Consider the following 16645-nt stretch of genomic DNA (forward strand, 5'->3'; position numbering starts at 1 on the left):
CCGCCCGCCGGCCCCCGAAGCGGTGACACCGCCATTGCCGGCCTCCGGTTCCGCTTCGCTCCACCTACGACCGGCAATGGCGGCGGAGACGACAATGCACCAACTAATAACCCGGACCACCCGATGGGGGCTGCTCACGTCGTCGAACTGCAGGTATACACGCCGCTCGGCGATTGCCGCCTCGCCCAACTTGCATGCGGCTTCGCCGTCTCGGAAGGCGATGCCGATCCCGACGCGGCCGGTGTTTTTCCACTCCCTCACCGTCTAAGCCTCCGGTGCTCGAACGCCTCGACTTCGTCGATACTGCGCAGTCTGGGCCGAGTGAACAGGTTGGCGCCGACACCGTTGACGCTCAGCACGTCATGGATCGCAAGCGCCGCATCGAGCCGGACGCCTCCTCCCGACTCCAGCGCCAGTACTTCCTCCCTCGCGACGAATGCTCGAGCAGCGACTTGCTCGAGGGTCATTCCGAGCAGTTCTCGAAGGCGCTTTGCGCGATGACCGATTTCGACCACGCTTTCCGGAGCAGGGAGGCTGTAGTCCATCATGCTGTTCGTTCCTGGTCCTAGTGCGGTAATGCGACCGGTTGCACCGACGACAGTGTATCCAATCCTGTTTCGTTCCGCCAGCAGGCGCCCGCCTGGCGTCCTTTCCGGTATGCTGATCCGCCGCTTCTACGTGGTTGCGACGTTGTCGGTAGTGTTCTGGAACGCTTGGACGGCGTCAGGGTGCAAGGAAGCGTCGCTCGATGGACCCGATGGGTTTGTCACTCGAAGCCGACAGAATCCACACGCAGCCGTCCATCGGCAGCATGGCTGCGACCGTATCGAGCTCGAAGGGCGAGCCATCGGACATCAACAATTCAGTCGTCTGAAACATCTGCGCCGCGTGCGCGATCAGAGCCGCTCCAGCGCCGGCCAGACTGCTTGCCGCTTGAATGAAGATCCCGCCCGGTTCGGCGAACACGAGGTAAACGCTGAAGCGGTCGCCATCGCAGGACGTCATGCGGACCTCCTGCTTGCTGTTCCTGATCGAGCGATAATCTTCTCGACTATCGTCGGCCAAACCACGATGGCTGCGGCGTTCTCGAGCTGCCGCCAGTCGACGGAATCGAATTGGAGCCGGTCGAGGCTGCGCTTCAGCGCTGGAAGGTCGGCGCCTTCCCCATACCGTCCTCCGACCGTGGCGGGAACATGGCCGCAGAGCTGATCGAGAACCCGTTCCTGGACGTCGGCGCTGCGTCCTTCGTCCTTGAAGCGGTGGCGCAGGGAGTGGAAGACGAGACGCTGATCGGTACTGACGACGGCGTTGATGTACCGATTGAGCCGGCGGCTTGCCTCCTTGGTGAGCTTGCCGAAGGTGCTCGGTCGCAGGTCGGGGAACAGCAGTTCGCTTCGAGCCTTACGAAGCGCCCCGACGTATTTTCCAAAACCAAGCTTCAGAACGTGTTCATGGATCGGTATGATCCGGCGCGATCCCGTCGTCTTGACGCTCTTGTCGGGAAGATCGTTGTGCGTTGTCGCATCCATCATGTCGTCGATATCGATGTACATGATCTCGCCGTCGAGCCTGACGTCCTGGACACGTGCCTGGCCTACCTCCTCGAGACGTGCCCCGGAGGTCAGTCCGAGCAGGAAGAGCCAATACATCGTCACGTCGCTTACACTCGTCCGTCGATGGAGCAGCTTGTCCGGCCTCAGAAAGAGATCGGACGAGAATAGCTGGGCCAGTTCCCCAGGCATGAAGCTGCGTCGGCCGCGCGCGACGCGACTGTAGCCGGTGATCCGTACGCCCGTGCCGACATTCTGCGAGATCCATCGCTGCTGATGGGCGAAGCCCAGCAGCGCCTGGATCGAACCGACGCGCTTCTTCAGCGTCGGCGGACTGACGCGGGGCGTGTCGCTGCCCTCGTGTCGGGCGAGGCGTTCGCTGAACGGCAGCGAGCGATCGGCGCGTGGCATCGTCGCCGGCAACTTTCTTGCCTCGTCGCGGTAGTCCATCAGCATGTCCGAGGTAAATGCCTCGACTGGGATGTCCCCGACATAGTCGATAAGATCCTCGGTGGAGCGGTCGACTTCCACGTAGGACTGCGGTCGCGGATCCTTCTCGTCCTTCCACAGCTTCAGCAGTTCTCGAAAGCGCAAGTCGGGTCGCAGGCGCGGCTTCGCTGTCAGGCGCCGGGGCGCGTCGACGTCGGAATGCAGTCGATCGTTGTCTTCGCGCACGCGTGCGTTCCACGCCTGCATGATGAGGAGATCGTTGGCGGGGATCCGCGCGACGGCCGGATCCTGATCACCGACTTCATCGAGGATCGTCCGGCTGGCCTTCAGCCACTCCGATGGGGGCGTCTGCTTAACGATCGTCAGCCAGCCGTCGCCAGGGAGCGGCTGGCCACGCTTCTTGATCAGCTGCTCCGGACTGTCGTCCATCGGCATCGTCGCGCCCGGAAACTCGACGCGAAGAATGGAACGGGCTGCCTCCTCGAGCCAATAGACGAGCCCCAGCGTCGGCCAACGACCCCATCCATGCTGCGGCCGTCTGCTGCGGATGAATTCGTCGACGATCGCATTGGCACGCTCCGGCGAAATCTCGTCGGAAACCTTCCGCTCGGCAATGCGCGCTTCGGCGGCGGCCATCTCATGTTCAAGATCGGCATGTGCGAGGACGAAGAGCCGCTTCGCCTCCGCCGGGTCGCGGGTCTTCAGCGACCGGCGGACCTGACGCTTCCCCATCTCGACGCGCAGGTGCGGCGGCAGCTCCTTGTAGAGATAGTAGATGCCGGTCTGCGGGTGTTTCCAGGGCGTGATCATCTGCACCATGCGTTCTATACCTCTTCGCTATACTTGCGAACGGTGAAGCTGGCGTAAATCCTGGGTTTTTGCGGTTCTAAGCGAACCTGGTGACCCCTACGAGAATCGAACTCGTGTTTTCGCCGTGAGAGGGCGACGTCCTAACCGCTAGACGAAGGGGCCGCTTGCGGGGAGGGGCGCTCCTACGCCGCGCGTCCGGCCGCGTCAAGCCGCTCGGCGGACGTTTCGCGGCGGGCCGGTCGTTCATCGCTGCGAAACCTTTTGCCGGCTGCGGGATTGAAGCGACAAACCCTTTGCATAAAGGCATTCGTCATGGCCAAGGCCGTTCCACTGATCCTGTCGCTGATCCCGCTTGCCGCCGTCATCGGGACATGCGTCGCTTGTCCGTGACATTCGGCGCGTTATTCCGGTTTCGCCATGACCACCAAAAACAAAAGGCCGCCGGATCGCTCCGGCGGCCTTTGTCTGTTCGTCGAGGCGAGGGGATCAGCCCTGCGCTTCTTCCGTCGCGTCGTCGCGGGCGATCTCGCCCGGTTCGGCGTTTGGATCATAGTCTTCGGTGAAGCCGGCATCGTCACGCTCGAACATCGAGGCCATGACGTCGACGCCCTGCGCCTGCATCTCGGCTTCTTCCGGCGAACGGGCGACGTTCACCTTGACGATCGTGGTGACTTCCGGGTGCAGCGCAACCTTCACGTCGTACAGGCCGATCGCCTTGATCGGGCGGTCGAGCACGATCTGCGACTTGTCGACCTTGTGGCCGTCGGCGACGAGCGCCTCGACCAGATCGCGAACCGCGACCGAACCATAGAGCTGGCCGGTGTTCGACGACTGACGGATCAGCGTGACCGAAACGCCTTCCAGCGTCTTGGCTTCGGCTTCGGCGTCGGTGCGACGGGCGGCGTTCTCGGCGACGATCCGCTCGCGGTTCGCCTCGAACACCTTCTTGTTGGCTTCGTTGGCGCGCAGCGCCTTCTTGCGCGGCAGCAGGAAGTTACGGGCAAAGCCGTCCTTTACCTTCACCACGTCGCCGATGGCGCCGAGCTTCTCGACGCGTTCCAGCAGAATGACGTCCATGTCGGGCGCTCCTTACTTAACGATGTAGGGCAGCAGGCCCAGATGGCGGGCGCGCTTGATGGCCTGGGCCAGTTCGCGCTGCTTCTTGGCGCTCACCGAGGTGATGCGCGACGGGACGATCTTGCCGCGTTCGGACACGAAGCCCTGCAGCAGACGAACATCCTTATAGTCGATCCGGGGAGCGTCCTTGGCGGAGAAGGGGCAGCTCTTGCGGCGGCGGAAAAACGGACGTGCCATGGGTGCTGCTCCTTACGCTTCGACTTCGGCCGACGGCTCGCGCTCACGGCGCGGACCACGGTCGTCACGGTCACGGCCACCACGACGGTCACCACGCTCCGAACGCTCGCTCTTGCGCATCATCACGGTGGGACCTTCCTCATGCGCGTCAACCTTGACGGTCATGAAGCGGATCACGTCTTCGTTGATCTGCGTCTGGCGCTCCAGCTCGGCCACGACGTCGCCCGGCGCGTCGATCTCGAGCATGACGTAATGCGCCTTGCGGTTCTTCGCGATGCGATAGGCGAGGCTGCGCAGGCCCCAGGTCTCGGTCTTGACGACCTTGCCGTTCATGTCCTGAACGATCTTGGTGGCGGTTTCCGCCAGCGCGTCCACCTGCGCCTGTGCCAGATCCTGGCGCGCAAGGAACACGTGCTCGTAGAGAGCCATGTGTCTTTCTCGTCTGTTGGCCGATCGCTGACGCCGCGCCAATCGCGAACGCCCCTCCGGCTGTCGTCTTCAAATGCAGTCCGGGGCGGCAGGACATGCCCGCCACCCCGGATGCGCTCCCCTTACCCGAATCGGGCGCAAAAGCAAGGTCAGTTGAAGATCGCGCCGCCGATGACCGCGCCGATCAGGCCGCTGGCGATCGACACCAGCACCGCATCATTTCCCGACCGCACCCACTGATAGCCGCGCGGGGGCGCATAGACGCCGCGCTGGCGATAGTTGCGATAGTCGACGACGCGGTAATTGGCGGCGCGGTTGCGATCGAACTTCTGTCCGCGCTGCCACCGGGCGTTGCCGGCCTGCTGCTGGCGGACGACGGTCCTGGTGACCTTCTGGCCCCGCCCGTCCTTCTGGACGACGACGGTCCGGCCCGGCTTCTCCTTGATGACGGTACGGCTCTGCGCCGACGCAGTCATCGGGGTCGCGAGCAGCGAGGCGGTCATCGCGGCGAGGATCAGCTTCTTCATCTGTGATCTCCTTGTGATCGGTTGCTGGAGCCAAGATGGCGATCGGCTGTAACAGGCGTTTGTCAGCCGCGCGGCGAAATGGTCGCAGCATGTCGCCATGCGCCCCCTTGCGTTCAGCTTGGCCATGCGACTACCCCGCCCGGCTTGGATTTGCAGGAGACGTCGGCGATGCGCGCATTCATCTTTCCGGGGCAGGGGAGCCAGTCGGTCGGCATGGGCGCCGCGCTTGCCGCCGCCAGCCCCCATGCCCGCGAGGTATTCCAGGAAGTCGACGAGGCGCTGGGCCAGCATCTCTTCCGTCTGATGGCCGATGGTCCCGATGCGGACCTGCTGCTGACCGAAAATGCGCAGCCTGCGATCATGGCCAATGCCATCGCGACGCTGCGCGTGCTGGAGCGCGAAGGCGGCATCCGGCTCGCCGACAAGGCGGATTTCGTCGCGGGTCATTCGCTGGGGGAATATACCGCGCTATGCGCCGCCGGCGCGCTCGACCTGTCGACCACGGCCCGGCTGCTCAAGCTGCGCGGACAGGCGATGCAGGCGGCGGTCCCGGTGGGCGAGGGCGCCATGGCGGCGCTGCTCGGTGCCGACCTCGCCAAGGCGCAGGCACTGGCCGAGGCGGCGGCCGAAGGCGATGTCTGTACCGTCGCCAACGACAATGATCCGTCGCAGGTCGTCATCTCGGGCGCGAAGGCGGCGATCGACCGTGCCGTGCCGCTGGCGAAGGAAATGGGCATCAAGCGCGCGGTCGTGCTGCCGGTGTCGGCGCCGTTCCATTGCCCGATGATGCAGCCGGCGGCCGATGCGATGGCGGCGGCGCTGGCCGATGTCGCTCTGTCTTCGCCGGTCGTGCCGGTCTATGCCAATGTCACCGCCGCGCCGGCCGCCGATCCGGAAGCGATCCGCACGCTGCTGGTCGAACAGGTGACCGGCATGGTGCGCTGGAGGGAATCGGTGCTGGCGATGCAGGATGCCGGTGTCGGCGACTTCGTCGAACTGGGCGGCAAGGTGCTGGGCGCGATGGTCAAGCGCATCGCCCCGGACGCGACCGCAACTAGCGTGGTGACGATGGCCGATATCGAGGCGCTCGTGGGGCGGTTGTAAGAACGGTGTAGCGCGCAAAGGCGCAAAGGATGCAAAGGGACTGTGGATGTCGGATGTTGACCGGATCAGTCGCGATGTCATTGATCTGGCCATCCGCATCCACCGTCAGCTTGGTCCGGGACTATTGGAAAGCGTGTACGAGACGGTGCTTGCAGCGAAGCTCCGTGAACGCGGTTATGACGTGCAACGGCAATATCCGGTCGATTTCGAATTTGAAGGGACGCACTTTGATGCCGCGTTCCGGCTGGACCTCCTGATCGATGGACAGTTCATCGTGGAGATGAAATCGACGGAGCAACTCTCCCGGGTTCATGCGAAGCAGCTTCTGACGTATCTGCGGCTGACGAAGCAGCCAGTCGGTCTGCTGATCAACTTTGGCGGAGAGACGCTGAAGGAAGGGGTGCGGCGGTTGGTCAACAGCTATGACCCCTCTGCCTCCTTTGCGCCTTTGCGCGAAATATAATCAAGGGAAGATAAGATGTTCGACCTCACGGGAATGACCGCCCTCGTAACCGGCGCCAGCGGCGGGCTCGGTTCCGCGATTGCCAGGGGCCTCGCCGCACAGGGTGCGCGGCTTGCGCTGTCCGGCTCCAATGCCGCCAAGCTGGAGGCGTTCGCCACCGAACTGGGCGGCGACCATGTGCCGCTCGTGTGCGACCTGTCCGACGGTGCGGCGGTCGACGGGCTGGTGCCGCAGGCGGTGGCCGCGCTCGGCAAGCTCGACATCCTCGTCAACAATGCCGGCGTCACCCGCGACAATCTGGCGATGCGGATGAAGGACGACGAATGGGACCAGGTGATCCGCGTCAACCTCGAGGCGGCGTTCCGCCTGTGCCGCGCCGCTGCCAAGCCGATGATGAAGGCGCGCTTCGGTCGCATCGTCTCGATCACCTCGGTCGTCGGCCAGACCGGTAATCCGGGGCAGGCGAACTATGCCGCGTCGAAGGCGGGCCTTGTCGGCATGTCGAAGGCGATGGCCGCCGAACTCGCCAGCCGCGGCATCACCGTCAACTGCGTCGCGCCGGGCTTCATGGCGTCGGCGATGACCGATGTGCTGCCCGAGGCGCAGAAAACCGCCCTGCTGGGCAAGATTCCGGCCGGGGCGTTGGGCACGGGCGGTGACGTCGCCGCGGCGGTCGCCTATCTCGCCAGTCGCGAGGCCGGCTATGTCACCGGCCAGACGATCCATGTGAATGGCGGGATGGCGATGATATGAGCGTAGTGCTGATGGCGGCGATGCTGGCGACAGGCGATGCGAACGTCGTACGCTGCGTCGCGACCAAGATGCCCAAGGCCGATATGGCCCGCTTGCAACAGGGCATGATCGTCGGCGTGCTGGAGGGCAAGAAGCCGGCGCCCGCGACCGAGGCGCTGGTCCGGAAGGCGCGCGCCCATGCCGCCGCCTGCCAGCCCGGTACCGGCAAGGCCGATGCCCGCGCGGGCGAGATCGTCGTCACCAGCATCGCGGTCGAGGCGCTGGCGTCGGGGCTGACCGCCAAGGGTGTCGATCCGATCGCGGTCAATGGCCGGTTGAGCCAGACGCCGCCTGCCGTATTGAACGCCTTTCTGGCGCGCAAGCAGACGGCGCAGGTTGATGCCTTCATGAGCGGCATGATGACCCTGGCGGGCGCGCAAAAGGGCGATACGCGGGTGCAGCGGTTGATGGGCGGCTATGCGTATAACGCCGCGACGCTGGCCCGCCTGTTCGCTGCAAAGGCTTGAGCGGCGGACTTGCGCCGAGGCCGGACGCGCTTTAGGGGCGTTCAGGTACGATACACCCCGGACGTGAAGAGGGAATGAATATGAGCGAGACTGCCGAACGCGTGAAGAAGATCGTCGTCGAGCATCTCGGCGTCGAAGCGGAAAAGGTTACCGAAGACGCGAGCTTCATCGATGATCTGGGCGCCGACAGCCTCGACATCGTCGAGCTGGTGATGGCGTTCGAGGAAGAATTCGGCGTCGAAATCCCCGACGATGCCGCCGAGAAGATCACGACCGTCAAGGACGCGATCACCTATATCGACGAGCATAAGGGCTGATCCGGCGGGGGCGCGCTGTCGCGTCCCGCCATCTGCCGAGACCATCGCGGCCCCCCGTCCCGGCGAAAAGCCATGGGCGGGGGGTCGTTCGTTAAGTATCTGAACGGAGAGTAATGCCATGCGCCGCGTAGTCGTGACCGGCCTCGGCCTCGTGACCCCGCTGGGTGCCGAGGTGGAAACCGCGTGGAAGAACCTGATCGCCGGCAAGTCGGGCGCGGGGCCGATCACGCATTTCGATGCGTCGAACCAGAAATGCCGGATCGCGTGCGAGGTGAAGCCGGCCGACCACGAATATGGCTTCGATCCGAACAAGCGCGTCGATCACAAGATTCAGCGGCAGGTCGATCCGTTCATCGTCTATGGCATCGACGCCGCCGGACAGGCGCTCGAAGACGCCGGCCTGACCGATATGGACGAAGCGACGAAGCTGCGTGCCGGTGTCTCGATCGGATCGGGGATCGGCGGTCTGCCGGGTATCGAGATCGAATCGGTCAATCTGCACGAACGTGGTCCGGGACGGGTCAGCCCGCATTTCGTCCATGGCCGGCTGATCAACCTCATCAGCGGCCAGGTGTCGATCAAATATGGCCTGATGGGACCGAACCATGCGGTCGTCACCGCCTGCTCGACCGGCGCGCATTCGATCGGCGACGCGGCGCGGATGATCCGCGACGACGATGCCGACATCATGCTGGCGGGCGGTGCGGAAAGCACGGTGAACCCGCTGGGTGTTGCCGGCTTTGCGCAGGCGCGCGCCCTCAACATGAGCATGAACGATCGCCCGACCGAGGCGAGCCGCCCCTATGACAAGGATCGCGACGGCTTCGTGATGGGCGAGGGTGCGGGCGTCGTCGTGCTCGAGGAATATGAGCACGCCAAGGCGCGCGGCGCGAAAATCTATGCCGAGGTCGTCGGCTATGGCCTGTCAGGCGATGCCTATCACGTCACCGCGCCGCACCCGGAGGGCAAGGGCGCGGAGAACGCGATGCGCATGGCGCTGCGCAAGGCCGGCATGGAGCCGTCGGACATCGACTATATCAACGCCCACGGTACCTCGACCATGGCGGACACGATCGAACTGGCTGCGGCCAAGCGCGTGTTCGGCGACGACCTGTCCGGTGCATCGATGTCGAGCACCAAGTCGGCGATCGGCCATCTGCTGGGTGGCGCGGGGGCGGTGGAGAGCATCTTCTGCATCCTCGCGCTACGCGACCAGATCGTTCCGCCGACGCTGAACCTCGACAATCCGGACGAGGGCACCGAAGGCGTCGATCTGGTGCCGCATGTCGCCAAGAAGCGGCAGGTGCGCGCGGTGCTGAACAATTCGTTCGGCTTTGGCGGCACCAACGCCTCGCTGGTGATGAAGGCGATCTGATCCCATGCGCCGGATCGGTTGCGTCGGCTTGGTCGTCGGACTGCTCGCCATCGGCGCGTTGTTCCTCGTCATCCAGAGCTGGGGCGGGGCCGGTCCGGCGGAGCGGACGCTGACGGTGACCGTGCCGCAGGGCGCCAGCCTCGCCTCGGCGGCGGAGAAGCTGGAGGAGGCGGGTGCGATCCGGTCGGCCGGTCGTTTCCGCCTGCTCGCCCGCTTCCTCGGCAGCGACGAACCGATCCGTGCCGGCGAGTATCGCATCCCGAAGGGATTGAGCCAGGCGGACGTGTTGAAGCTGTTGCAGGGTGGCAAGACGCTGCAACGCTTTGTGATGGTGCCCGAAGGCTGGCCGTCGGTGCTGGTGCAGGAAGCGGTGGCGAAGGCGCCGCAGATGGCCGGGACCGCTCCGCTGCCGGCCGAGGGTAGCATCCTCCCCGACAGCTATAGCTATGAGCGTGACGGCGACCGCGCCGCTCTGGTCGAGTGGATGCAGGGTGCGATGGATCGCTACCTTGCCGAGGCGTGGAAGAAGCGCAAGCCGACGACGGTGGTGAAGTCGCCGCGTGAGGCGATCATTCTCGCCTCGATCGTCGAGAAGGAAACCGGCAAGCCGTCCGAACGACGGATGGTCGCTGCCGTCTACTCGAACCGGCTACGGGTCGGCATGCGGTTACAGGCCGATCCGACCGTCATCTATCCGATCACCAAGGGCAAGCCGCTTGGCCGGCGCATCCGCCGTTCGGAGTTGCAGTCGAAGAACGGCTACAACACCTATGCCTCGGCCGGCCTGCCGATCGGGCCGATCGCCAATCCGGGGCGCGCGTCGATCGACGCGGTGCTCGATCCGGCGGAGACGAAGGCGCTGTATTTCGTCGCGGACGGCAGCGGTGGGCATGTGTTTGCCGACACGCTGGCCGAGCATAACGCCAATGTGAAGAAGTGGTACGAAATCCGCCGCGCAAGAGGCGAGATGTAAGTCCCCGTTAAATCCTCCCCGCTCCGCGGGGAGGGGAACCATCCGAAGGATGGTGGAGGGGGATGGCGGCACACGCAACGGCAGTGATTGCGGACACCCCCCTCCACCATGCTGCGCATGGTCCCCCTCCCGCGGAGCGGGGAGGAGTTTTCGTTCAGCCCTTCAAACCCGCCGCTGCGTGCGCCCGCGTCTCGGTCTCGGCATGGGTCGCGCCGACGATCCAGCTGCCGCCGACGCACAGTACCGGATCGAACGCCAGCCATTCGGGCGCGGTCGCTTCGGTAATACCACCGGTCGGGCAAAATTTTGCCTGATAGAAGGGCGCCGCCAGCGCCTTCAGCGCCTTCAGCCCGCCCGATGCTTCAGCCGGGAAGAATTTGAAATGCGTCAGACCGAGATCGAGGCCGCGCATGATGTCGCCGGCATTGGCGATGCCAGGAAGGAACGGTACGCGGCTGTCGATGATCGGCCGTGCGATCGTTTCGGTCAGGCCGGGCGAGACGATGAACTCCGACCCGGCGTCCATCGCTTCCTTGAACTGCTGCGCGTTGACGACGGTGCCGGCACCGACGATCGCGCCGTCGACCTTCTTCATCTCGGCGATCGCTTCGAGCGCGGCGGGGGTGCGCAGCGTCACTTCGAGCACGCGCAGGCCGCCCTTGACCAGCGCCTCGGCCATCGGCCGCGCCTCGGCAGCGTCGTGAATGACCAGGACCGGGATGACCGGGCTGGTCTGCATGATATCGGCGATGGTGACGGTCATCGTGCGTGCTCCTGCGCAAAGGCGGCGGCGGCCCCGAACAGGCCGGGCTGGGGATGGGTGATAAGCTTGACGGAGACGCCCGCCATCAGCTGCTGAAAGCGGCCCTTCGCAGTGAAGCGCGTACCGAAGCCCGACTCAAGCAGGTGATCCTTGAGCCGCAGGCCGAGGCCGCCGGCGATCACCACCGCCTTCGCCCCCTGCGCCAGCGCGAGGTCGCCCGCGACCGCGCCGAGCGTCAGGCAGAAACGATCGAGCGCGGCGACAGCGATGCTGTCGGTGCCGTCGAGCGCCGCCGCCCAGATCGCCTTGTCGTCGCCATGCGGCATCGGCGCGCCCTCGATCTCGGCCAGCGTCTCGTACCACGCGACGATCGACGGGCCGGCACAGGCGCGTTCGTTGGAGCCGCGACCATGCGCCTTGCGCAGCCGCTTGAGCAGCGCGTCCTCGATCCCGTCGAGCGGCGCGAAATCCTGATGCCCGCCTTCGGTTTCGAGGACGTGATATCGTTCCTCGGTCCGCAACAACTGCGCGACGCCGAGACCGGTGCCGGGGCCGCAGATCGTCGTCACGCCCCGTGTCGGCAACGGACCTTCGGGACCGCACAGGTGGATGAAGTCCGCTTCGGCGACCTGTGCCACGGCATGGCCCACCGCTCCGAAATCGTTGATGATCGTCCAGGTTTCGACGCCCAGCCGTTCCTGCATCAGCGGCGGACGGATGATCCACGGATTGTTGGTGAATTTGATGAGCGTGTCGTTGACCGGCGAAGCGACCGCGAGGCTGGCCGCCTTGGGCAGCGGGCGACCGAGATCACGTTCGAACGCACGCCAGGCGAGCTGCAGGCTGCCATGTTCGGCGACCTTCTGCGTGATCGGCTCGCCCAGATGGACGACGCGACCGTCCTCGACCTCGGCGATCGCGAAGCGGGCGTGCGTGCCGCCGATATCTACCGCAACGACTTCCATGACCTCTCCCTTTACCCCTTTTGCGTATCTCCGCGAAGGCGGGGATCCAGAGTTACGTAGGTCGACGCTTGTACCTCTGGACCCCCGCCTGCGCGGGGGTACGATTGCATTCGTTAGGCGATTACAGCCCCGCCGCTGCCAGCATCGCCGATGCTCCGGCTTCGGCCTCGCTCGCCCCCTGCCGCATCATCGCGAAAATCTCGCGACCGGTGCCATCGGCCTCTGGCGGTACCGGCGCGTGTTCGCGCGCCGCCCATTCGTCCGCCGGGACCAACGCCTCAAGCGTATTCGCATCGGCATCGAGCCGGACGATGTCCCCATCACGCAGCTTGCCGATCGGACCGCCGCCCAGTGCTTCCGGCGACAGATGGATCGCCGCCGGAACCTTGCCCGACGCACCCGACATGCGGCCATCGGTGACCAGCGCGACACGGTAGCCGCGATTTTGAAGCACGCCGAGCGGCGGGGTCAGCTTGTGGAGTTCAGGCATGCCGTTGGCGCGCGGCCCCTGGTGGCGAACCACGACGACGACGTCGCGGTCGAGCTCGCCGGCCTTGAACGCCGCCTGCACCGACGCCTGATCGCTGAAGACGCGGCAGGGCGCCTCAATCACCCAGCGATCGCGATCGACTGCCGACACCTTGATGCAGGCCCGGCCGATATTGCCCTGCAGGATGCGGAAGCCGCCCTCTTCGTTGAACGGATTGGCGACGGTGCGAACGATGGTGTCGTCGCCGCTGACCGGGCCATGTTCCTTCCAGACGAGCTGGTCGTTCTCGATCGTCGACTTGCGGCCATAGGCGGCCATGCCGTCCTTCGCGATCGTCATCACGTCGCCGTGCATCAAACCGCCGTTCAGCAATTCGCGAATGACGAACGACGGACCGCCGGCATCCTCGAACCCGTTCACATCGGCCGATCCGTTCGGATAGACGCGCGTCAGCAGCGGCACGGCCTGGCTCAACCGGTTGAAATCCTCCCAGTCGATGATGATCCCGGCCGAACGCGCGATGGCGGGCAGGTGGATCAGGTGGTTGGTCGAACCGCCGGTAGCGAGCAGCACGATCGCCGCATTCACGATCGCCTTCTCATCGACCACGCGGCCGATCGGACGGTAATCGTCACCGTCCCAGCCGATCTCCGCCAGCCGATGGACCGCATGGCGGGTCAGTTCCTGGCGCAGCTTCGTCCCCGGATTGGCGAAGGCGGCGTCGGGAACGTGCAGCCCCATCGCCTCCATCATCATCTGGTTCGAATTTGCGGTGCCATAGAAGGTGCAGGTACCCTTGCCATGATAGGCGGCGATCTCGGCGTCGAGCAGTTCCTCGCGCCCGACCTTACCCTCGGCATAGGCTTCGCGAACCGCCGCCTTCTGCTTGTTGGGGATGCCCGACCGCATCGGGCCGCCGGGGATCAGCACCATCGGCAGATGGCCGAAGCGCAGCGCGCCCATCAGCAGCCCCGGCACGATCTTGTCGCAGATGCCGAGCAGCGCCGCGCCCTCGAACGTGCCGTGGCTCAACGATACCGCCGTCGACAATGCGATGGTGTCGCGGCTGAACAGCGACAATTCCATGCCCGGAAAGCCCTGCGTCACACCATCGCACATTGCCGGCACGCCGCCCGCAACCTGCGCCGTCACGCCCGCCTCGCGCGCCCAGATCTTCATCTGTTCGGGATAGCGGTAATAGGTCGCATGCGCCGACAGCATGTCGTTATAGGCGGTGACGATGCCGATGTTCATGCGGTTGGCCGGCCGCATCGCATCGCGATCCTCGTCGGTGCCGGCATAGGCATGGGCGAGGTTCGCACAGCCGAGCATCGGCCGATCGACGCCACTTTCGCGCTCCCGATCGATCAGCGCGAGATAGGCGGCACGTTTGTCGCGCGACGCTTCGATGATGCGGTCGGTAACGGCGGCGATCGTGGCGTTGAGGGCCATCAGCGGCTCCAGTGGATATCGACGGGAAGTTCGACTTCGGCCAGCACGCGGCCGATCGGATAGGTGGAGGATGCGCCCTGATCGACAGCGCGTTCAAGCACCGATTTCTTTTCGTCCCCGGTGATGGCGATCATCAGCGCGCGCGCCGAAGCGATCGCGGCATGGCTGAGCGTCACGCGGGCAACGGGTGCCTCGGGCGGCAGCGGGTCGGGCATGACGCCCAGCGCGCGGCGCTCCTTGGGACCGGTCAGCGCCTCGGCCAGATCGGGGCCGGGAAAGATCGACGCGGTATGGCCATCGGCCCCCATGCCGAGCAAGCACAGGTCGAGCGGCCAGTGCAGATCCTGCAACCGCGCGTCGGCGGCGCGGCCCGCGGCCTTATAGTCCGCCGCCTTTTCGGCGGTCAGCGGGATCACCCGCGCGCCCTTGGGCAGGAACACCTTGGCGAGGCCGGTGACGTTCGACATCGCGTCGCCCATCGGGACGATGCGGTCGTCGGTCGGGACGATCGTCACCCGCTTCCAGTCGAGCTTGGCCTTGATCAGTCGCTCATAGATCGGGGCGGGGGTGCGACCGCCCGCCAGCGCGATCACCGCCGCACCGCGCGCATCGATCGCCGATTCGATGATGAACTGGATATCGCCGGCCAGTGCTTCGGCGAATTCGGCGGGCTCGTCATATTCCCACCATTCGATCTCGGTCATGTTCACTCCAAAATTACGTAGCTGCCGTTCGCCCTGAGTAGCCATTGAGCTTGTCGAAATGGCGTATCGAAGGGCGGTGGCCGGTGCTTCGATACGGGCGTTCGACTGCGCTCAGTCCCTACTCAGCACGAACGGGCAGGAAGGGGTCTTGGGTCCGCGAAAGCTCACTCGTTCCACGTCACCCCGTCGCGTTCGGTCAGCGCGACGCTGGCATTCGGTCCCCAGCTACCTGAGGGATAGCCCTTGGGACTGGTCGCATTCGCCTTCCACCCGTCGCGGATCGCGTCGATCCATTGCCATTGCGCCTCGACCTCATCGCGGCGGACGAACAGCGTCGGATCGCCCTCGATCAGGTCGAGCAGCAACCGCTCATAGGCGATGCGGCGCCGGGTGCCGGCAAAGGCGGTGGTCAGCGACAGGTCGAGCGGCACTTCGCGCAGGCGCACGCCGTCGCGGTCGAGGCCCGGTTCCTTGGCCATGACCAGCAGGCGGACATATTCCTCGGGCTGCAGGCGGATGACCAGCGTATTGGGCTGCAACCGCCCGCCGCGATCGGCGAAGATCGAATGCGGTACCGGCTTGAACTGGATCGAGATTTCCGAATGGCGATCCTGCATCCGCTTGCCGGTGCGCAGATAGAAGGGCACGCCCTGCCAACGCCAATTGTCGATATGCGCCTTCACCGCGACGAAGGTTTCGGTGTCCGAATCCTTGCCCAGTTCCTCGTCATAGCCGCGGACGATCTCGCCCTTGACCGCGCCGGCGTCGTACTGACCGGTGACGGTGTGGCTATTGACCTCGGCCGGGCCGATCGGACGGAGCGAACGCAGCACCTTGACCTTCTCGTCGCGGATCGAGGTGCCGTCGAACTTGGCGGGCGGCTCCATCGCGATCAACGCCATCAATTGCAGGACGTGGTTCTGCACCATGTCGCGCAGCGCGCCGACCTCGTCATAATAGCCGGCGCGTCCTTCGAGCCCGACCGTTTCCGAAATCGTGATCTGGACATGGTCGATGCCGCGCGCATTCCACACCGGTTCGAACATCGCATTGCCGAACCGCAGCGCGAGGATGTTCTGGACGGTTTCCTTGCCCAGATAATGGTCGATGCGGAAGGTCCGCTCCTCGGGAAAGGCGGCCGCGACGAGGTCGTTGATCTCGCGGCTCGATTCGAGGTCCTTGCCGAGCGGCTTCTCGAGGCTAATGCGGACGTTCGGACCGGCGAGGCCGGCGCTCTTCAACCCGGTGATGGTCGGGCCGAACAGCCACGGCGCGGTCGACAGGAAGATGGCGAGGCCGCCCGAAATGTCGCCAAGCTTCGTGGCGAGGTCGGCAAAGCCTTCGACGTTCGACGCGTCGAGCGGCTGGTAATGAAGCAGCGCGAGGAAGCCGTCGATCGCGACCTCGTCCTTGCGATCGTCGGGCAGGAACTGGTCGAGCGCGTGTTTGGCGAACGCGCGGAACCCTTCGTCGTCATGCTCGTGCCGCGCGGTGCCGGTGATCGTCAGCCCCTCGGGCAGCAGACCATCGGCATGGAGGCCGTAGAGCGAGGGGAGCAGCATCCGTTGCGACAAATCCCCGGTCGCGCCGAACAACAGCAGCTTCGCTACCGCTTGCCTCGTCATGCGTGCTCCTATCTTCAAACTCGGTCGTGCGCGCTCCTAGCAGCCTATTTCGCAAACGCGAAGGCAGCATAGGTA

Annotated in this window: 19 protein-coding genes, 1 tRNA gene and 1 pseudogene; 8 read left to right on the forward strand and 13 right to left on the reverse strand. The window is 65.1% G+C overall.

Going from position 1 to position 16645, the window contains the following annotated elements:
• Positions 1-100 (forward strand): annotated as a pseudogene (locus AAIO73_RS00005) (integrase catalytic subunit); the annotation flags it as partial.
• 157 nt (positions 101-257) lie between these two features.
• Here the strand turns inward: AAIO73_RS00005 and AAIO73_RS00010 are convergent.
• The 8 genes from AAIO73_RS00010 to AAIO73_RS00045 all read right to left on the reverse strand — a co-directional run bounded on the left by AAIO73_RS00010 (position 258) and on the right by AAIO73_RS00045 (position 5080).
• Complete coding sequence (locus AAIO73_RS00010) at positions 258-548, reverse strand: helix-turn-helix transcriptional regulator (protein WP_345875458.1); 291 nt, start codon at positions 546-548, stop codon at positions 258-260.
• 175 nt (positions 549-723) lie between these two features.
• Entirely contained in the window at positions 724-1005 is a 282-nt protein-coding gene (locus tag AAIO73_RS00015) for a hypothetical protein (RefSeq protein WP_345875459.1), read from the reverse strand.
• Complete coding sequence (locus AAIO73_RS00020; RefSeq protein ID WP_345875460.1) at positions 1002-2819, reverse strand: DUF6538 domain-containing protein; 1818 nt, start codon at positions 2817-2819, stop codon at positions 1002-1004. Before AAIO73_RS00020 ends, AAIO73_RS00015 begins: the two co-directional genes overlap by 4 nt.
• Positions 2820-2897: 78 nt before the next feature.
• Positions 2898-2972 (reverse strand) — tRNA-Glu (locus AAIO73_RS00025).
• Positions 2973-3296: 324 nt separating this feature from the next.
• Positions 3297-3887: a 50S ribosomal protein L9 gene (rplI, locus tag AAIO73_RS00030; RefSeq protein ID WP_345875461.1), complete on the reverse strand. Its 591-nt coding sequence runs from the start codon at positions 3885-3887 to the stop codon at positions 3297-3299.
• A 12-nt stretch (positions 3888-3899) separates the two neighbouring features.
• Positions 3900-4124 (reverse strand): 30S ribosomal protein S18, encoded by a 225-nt coding sequence (gene rpsR / locus AAIO73_RS00035; RefSeq protein WP_010543816.1) that lies wholly within the window; start codon positions 4122-4124, stop codon positions 3900-3902.
• A 12-nt stretch (positions 4125-4136) separates the two neighbouring features.
• Positions 4137-4553 (reverse strand): 30S ribosomal protein S6, encoded by a 417-nt coding sequence (gene rpsF, locus AAIO73_RS00040; protein ID WP_066689152.1) that lies wholly within the window; start codon positions 4551-4553, stop codon positions 4137-4139.
• Between the two features lie 149 nt (positions 4554-4702).
• Positions 4703-5080, reverse strand: a complete 378-nt coding sequence (locus AAIO73_RS00045; RefSeq protein ID WP_345875462.1) for an RcnB family protein — start codon at positions 5078-5080, stop codon at positions 4703-4705.
• 168 nt (positions 5081-5248) lie between these two features.
• Here AAIO73_RS00045 and fabD point away from each other — a divergent pair, with 168 nt between their 5' ends.
• The 7 genes from fabD to mltG all read left to right on the forward strand — a co-directional run bounded on the left by fabD (position 5249) and on the right by mltG (position 10571).
• Positions 5249-6184 (forward strand): ACP S-malonyltransferase, encoded by a 936-nt coding sequence (fabD, locus tag AAIO73_RS00050; RefSeq protein WP_345875463.1) that lies wholly within the window; start codon positions 5249-5251, stop codon positions 6182-6184.
• A 46-nt stretch (positions 6185-6230) separates the two neighbouring features.
• Positions 6231-6647, forward strand: coding sequence for a GxxExxY protein (locus tag AAIO73_RS00055; RefSeq protein ID WP_345875464.1), 417 nt, complete (start codon positions 6231-6233; stop codon positions 6645-6647).
• Between the two features lie 15 nt (positions 6648-6662).
• Positions 6663-7400 carry a 3-oxoacyl-[acyl-carrier-protein] reductase gene (fabG, locus tag AAIO73_RS00060; RefSeq protein WP_345875465.1) on the forward strand — a complete coding sequence of 246 codons (738 nt, stop codon included), beginning with the start codon at positions 6663-6665 and terminating at the stop codon, positions 7398-7400.
• Entirely contained in the window at positions 7397-7906 is a 510-nt protein-coding gene (locus AAIO73_RS00065) for a hypothetical protein (RefSeq protein WP_345875466.1), read from the forward strand. Before fabG ends, AAIO73_RS00065 begins: the two co-directional genes overlap by 4 nt.
• Before the next feature lie 80 nt (positions 7907-7986).
• Entirely contained in the window at positions 7987-8223 is a 237-nt protein-coding gene (locus tag AAIO73_RS00070; RefSeq protein WP_055760552.1) for an acyl carrier protein, read from the forward strand.
• Positions 8224-8341: 118 nt separating this feature from the next.
• On the forward strand, positions 8342-9598 hold the full coding sequence (gene fabF / locus AAIO73_RS00075) for a beta-ketoacyl-ACP synthase II (RefSeq protein WP_345875467.1): 1257 nt from the start codon (positions 8342-8344) through the stop codon (positions 9596-9598).
• 4 nt (positions 9599-9602) lie between these two features.
• The gene (gene mltG, locus AAIO73_RS00080) at positions 9603-10571 is read left to right on the forward strand and encodes an endolytic transglycosylase MltG (protein WP_345875468.1); all 969 of its coding nucleotides are present in this window, start codon (positions 9603-9605) and stop codon (positions 10569-10571) included.
• Between the two features lie 154 nt (positions 10572-10725).
• On the opposite strand, the gene eda is transcribed toward mltG, so the two are convergent.
• The 5 genes from eda to zwf form a co-directional block, all read right to left on the reverse strand.
• Positions 10726-11334 (reverse strand): bifunctional 4-hydroxy-2-oxoglutarate aldolase/2-dehydro-3-deoxy-phosphogluconate aldolase, encoded by a 609-nt coding sequence (gene eda / locus AAIO73_RS00085; RefSeq protein WP_345875469.1) that lies wholly within the window; start codon positions 11332-11334, stop codon positions 10726-10728.
• Positions 11331-12299 (reverse strand): glucokinase, encoded by a 969-nt coding sequence (locus AAIO73_RS00090; RefSeq protein WP_345875470.1) that lies wholly within the window; start codon positions 12297-12299, stop codon positions 11331-11333. Before AAIO73_RS00090 ends, eda begins: the two co-directional genes overlap by 4 nt.
• 121 nt (positions 12300-12420) lie before the next feature.
• Complete coding sequence (edd, locus tag AAIO73_RS00095; RefSeq protein WP_345875471.1) at positions 12421-14241, reverse strand: phosphogluconate dehydratase; 1821 nt, start codon at positions 14239-14241, stop codon at positions 12421-12423.
• Positions 14241-14945 (reverse strand): 6-phosphogluconolactonase, encoded by a 705-nt coding sequence (gene pgl / locus AAIO73_RS00100; protein ID WP_345875472.1) that lies wholly within the window; start codon positions 14943-14945, stop codon positions 14241-14243. The genes edd and pgl overlap by 1 nt, the downstream gene beginning before the upstream one ends.
• Positions 14946-15109: 164 nt before the next feature.
• Positions 15110-16570 (reverse strand): glucose-6-phosphate dehydrogenase, encoded by a 1461-nt coding sequence (gene zwf / locus AAIO73_RS00105; protein WP_345875473.1) that lies wholly within the window; start codon positions 16568-16570, stop codon positions 15110-15112.
• Between the last annotated feature and the right edge of the window lie 75 nt (positions 16571-16645).

Origin of the sequence: Sphingomonas epibiotica, from assembly GCF_039615155.1 — a bacterium.
Classification (GTDB): domain Bacteria; phylum Pseudomonadota; class Alphaproteobacteria; order Sphingomonadales; family Sphingomonadaceae; genus Sphingomonas.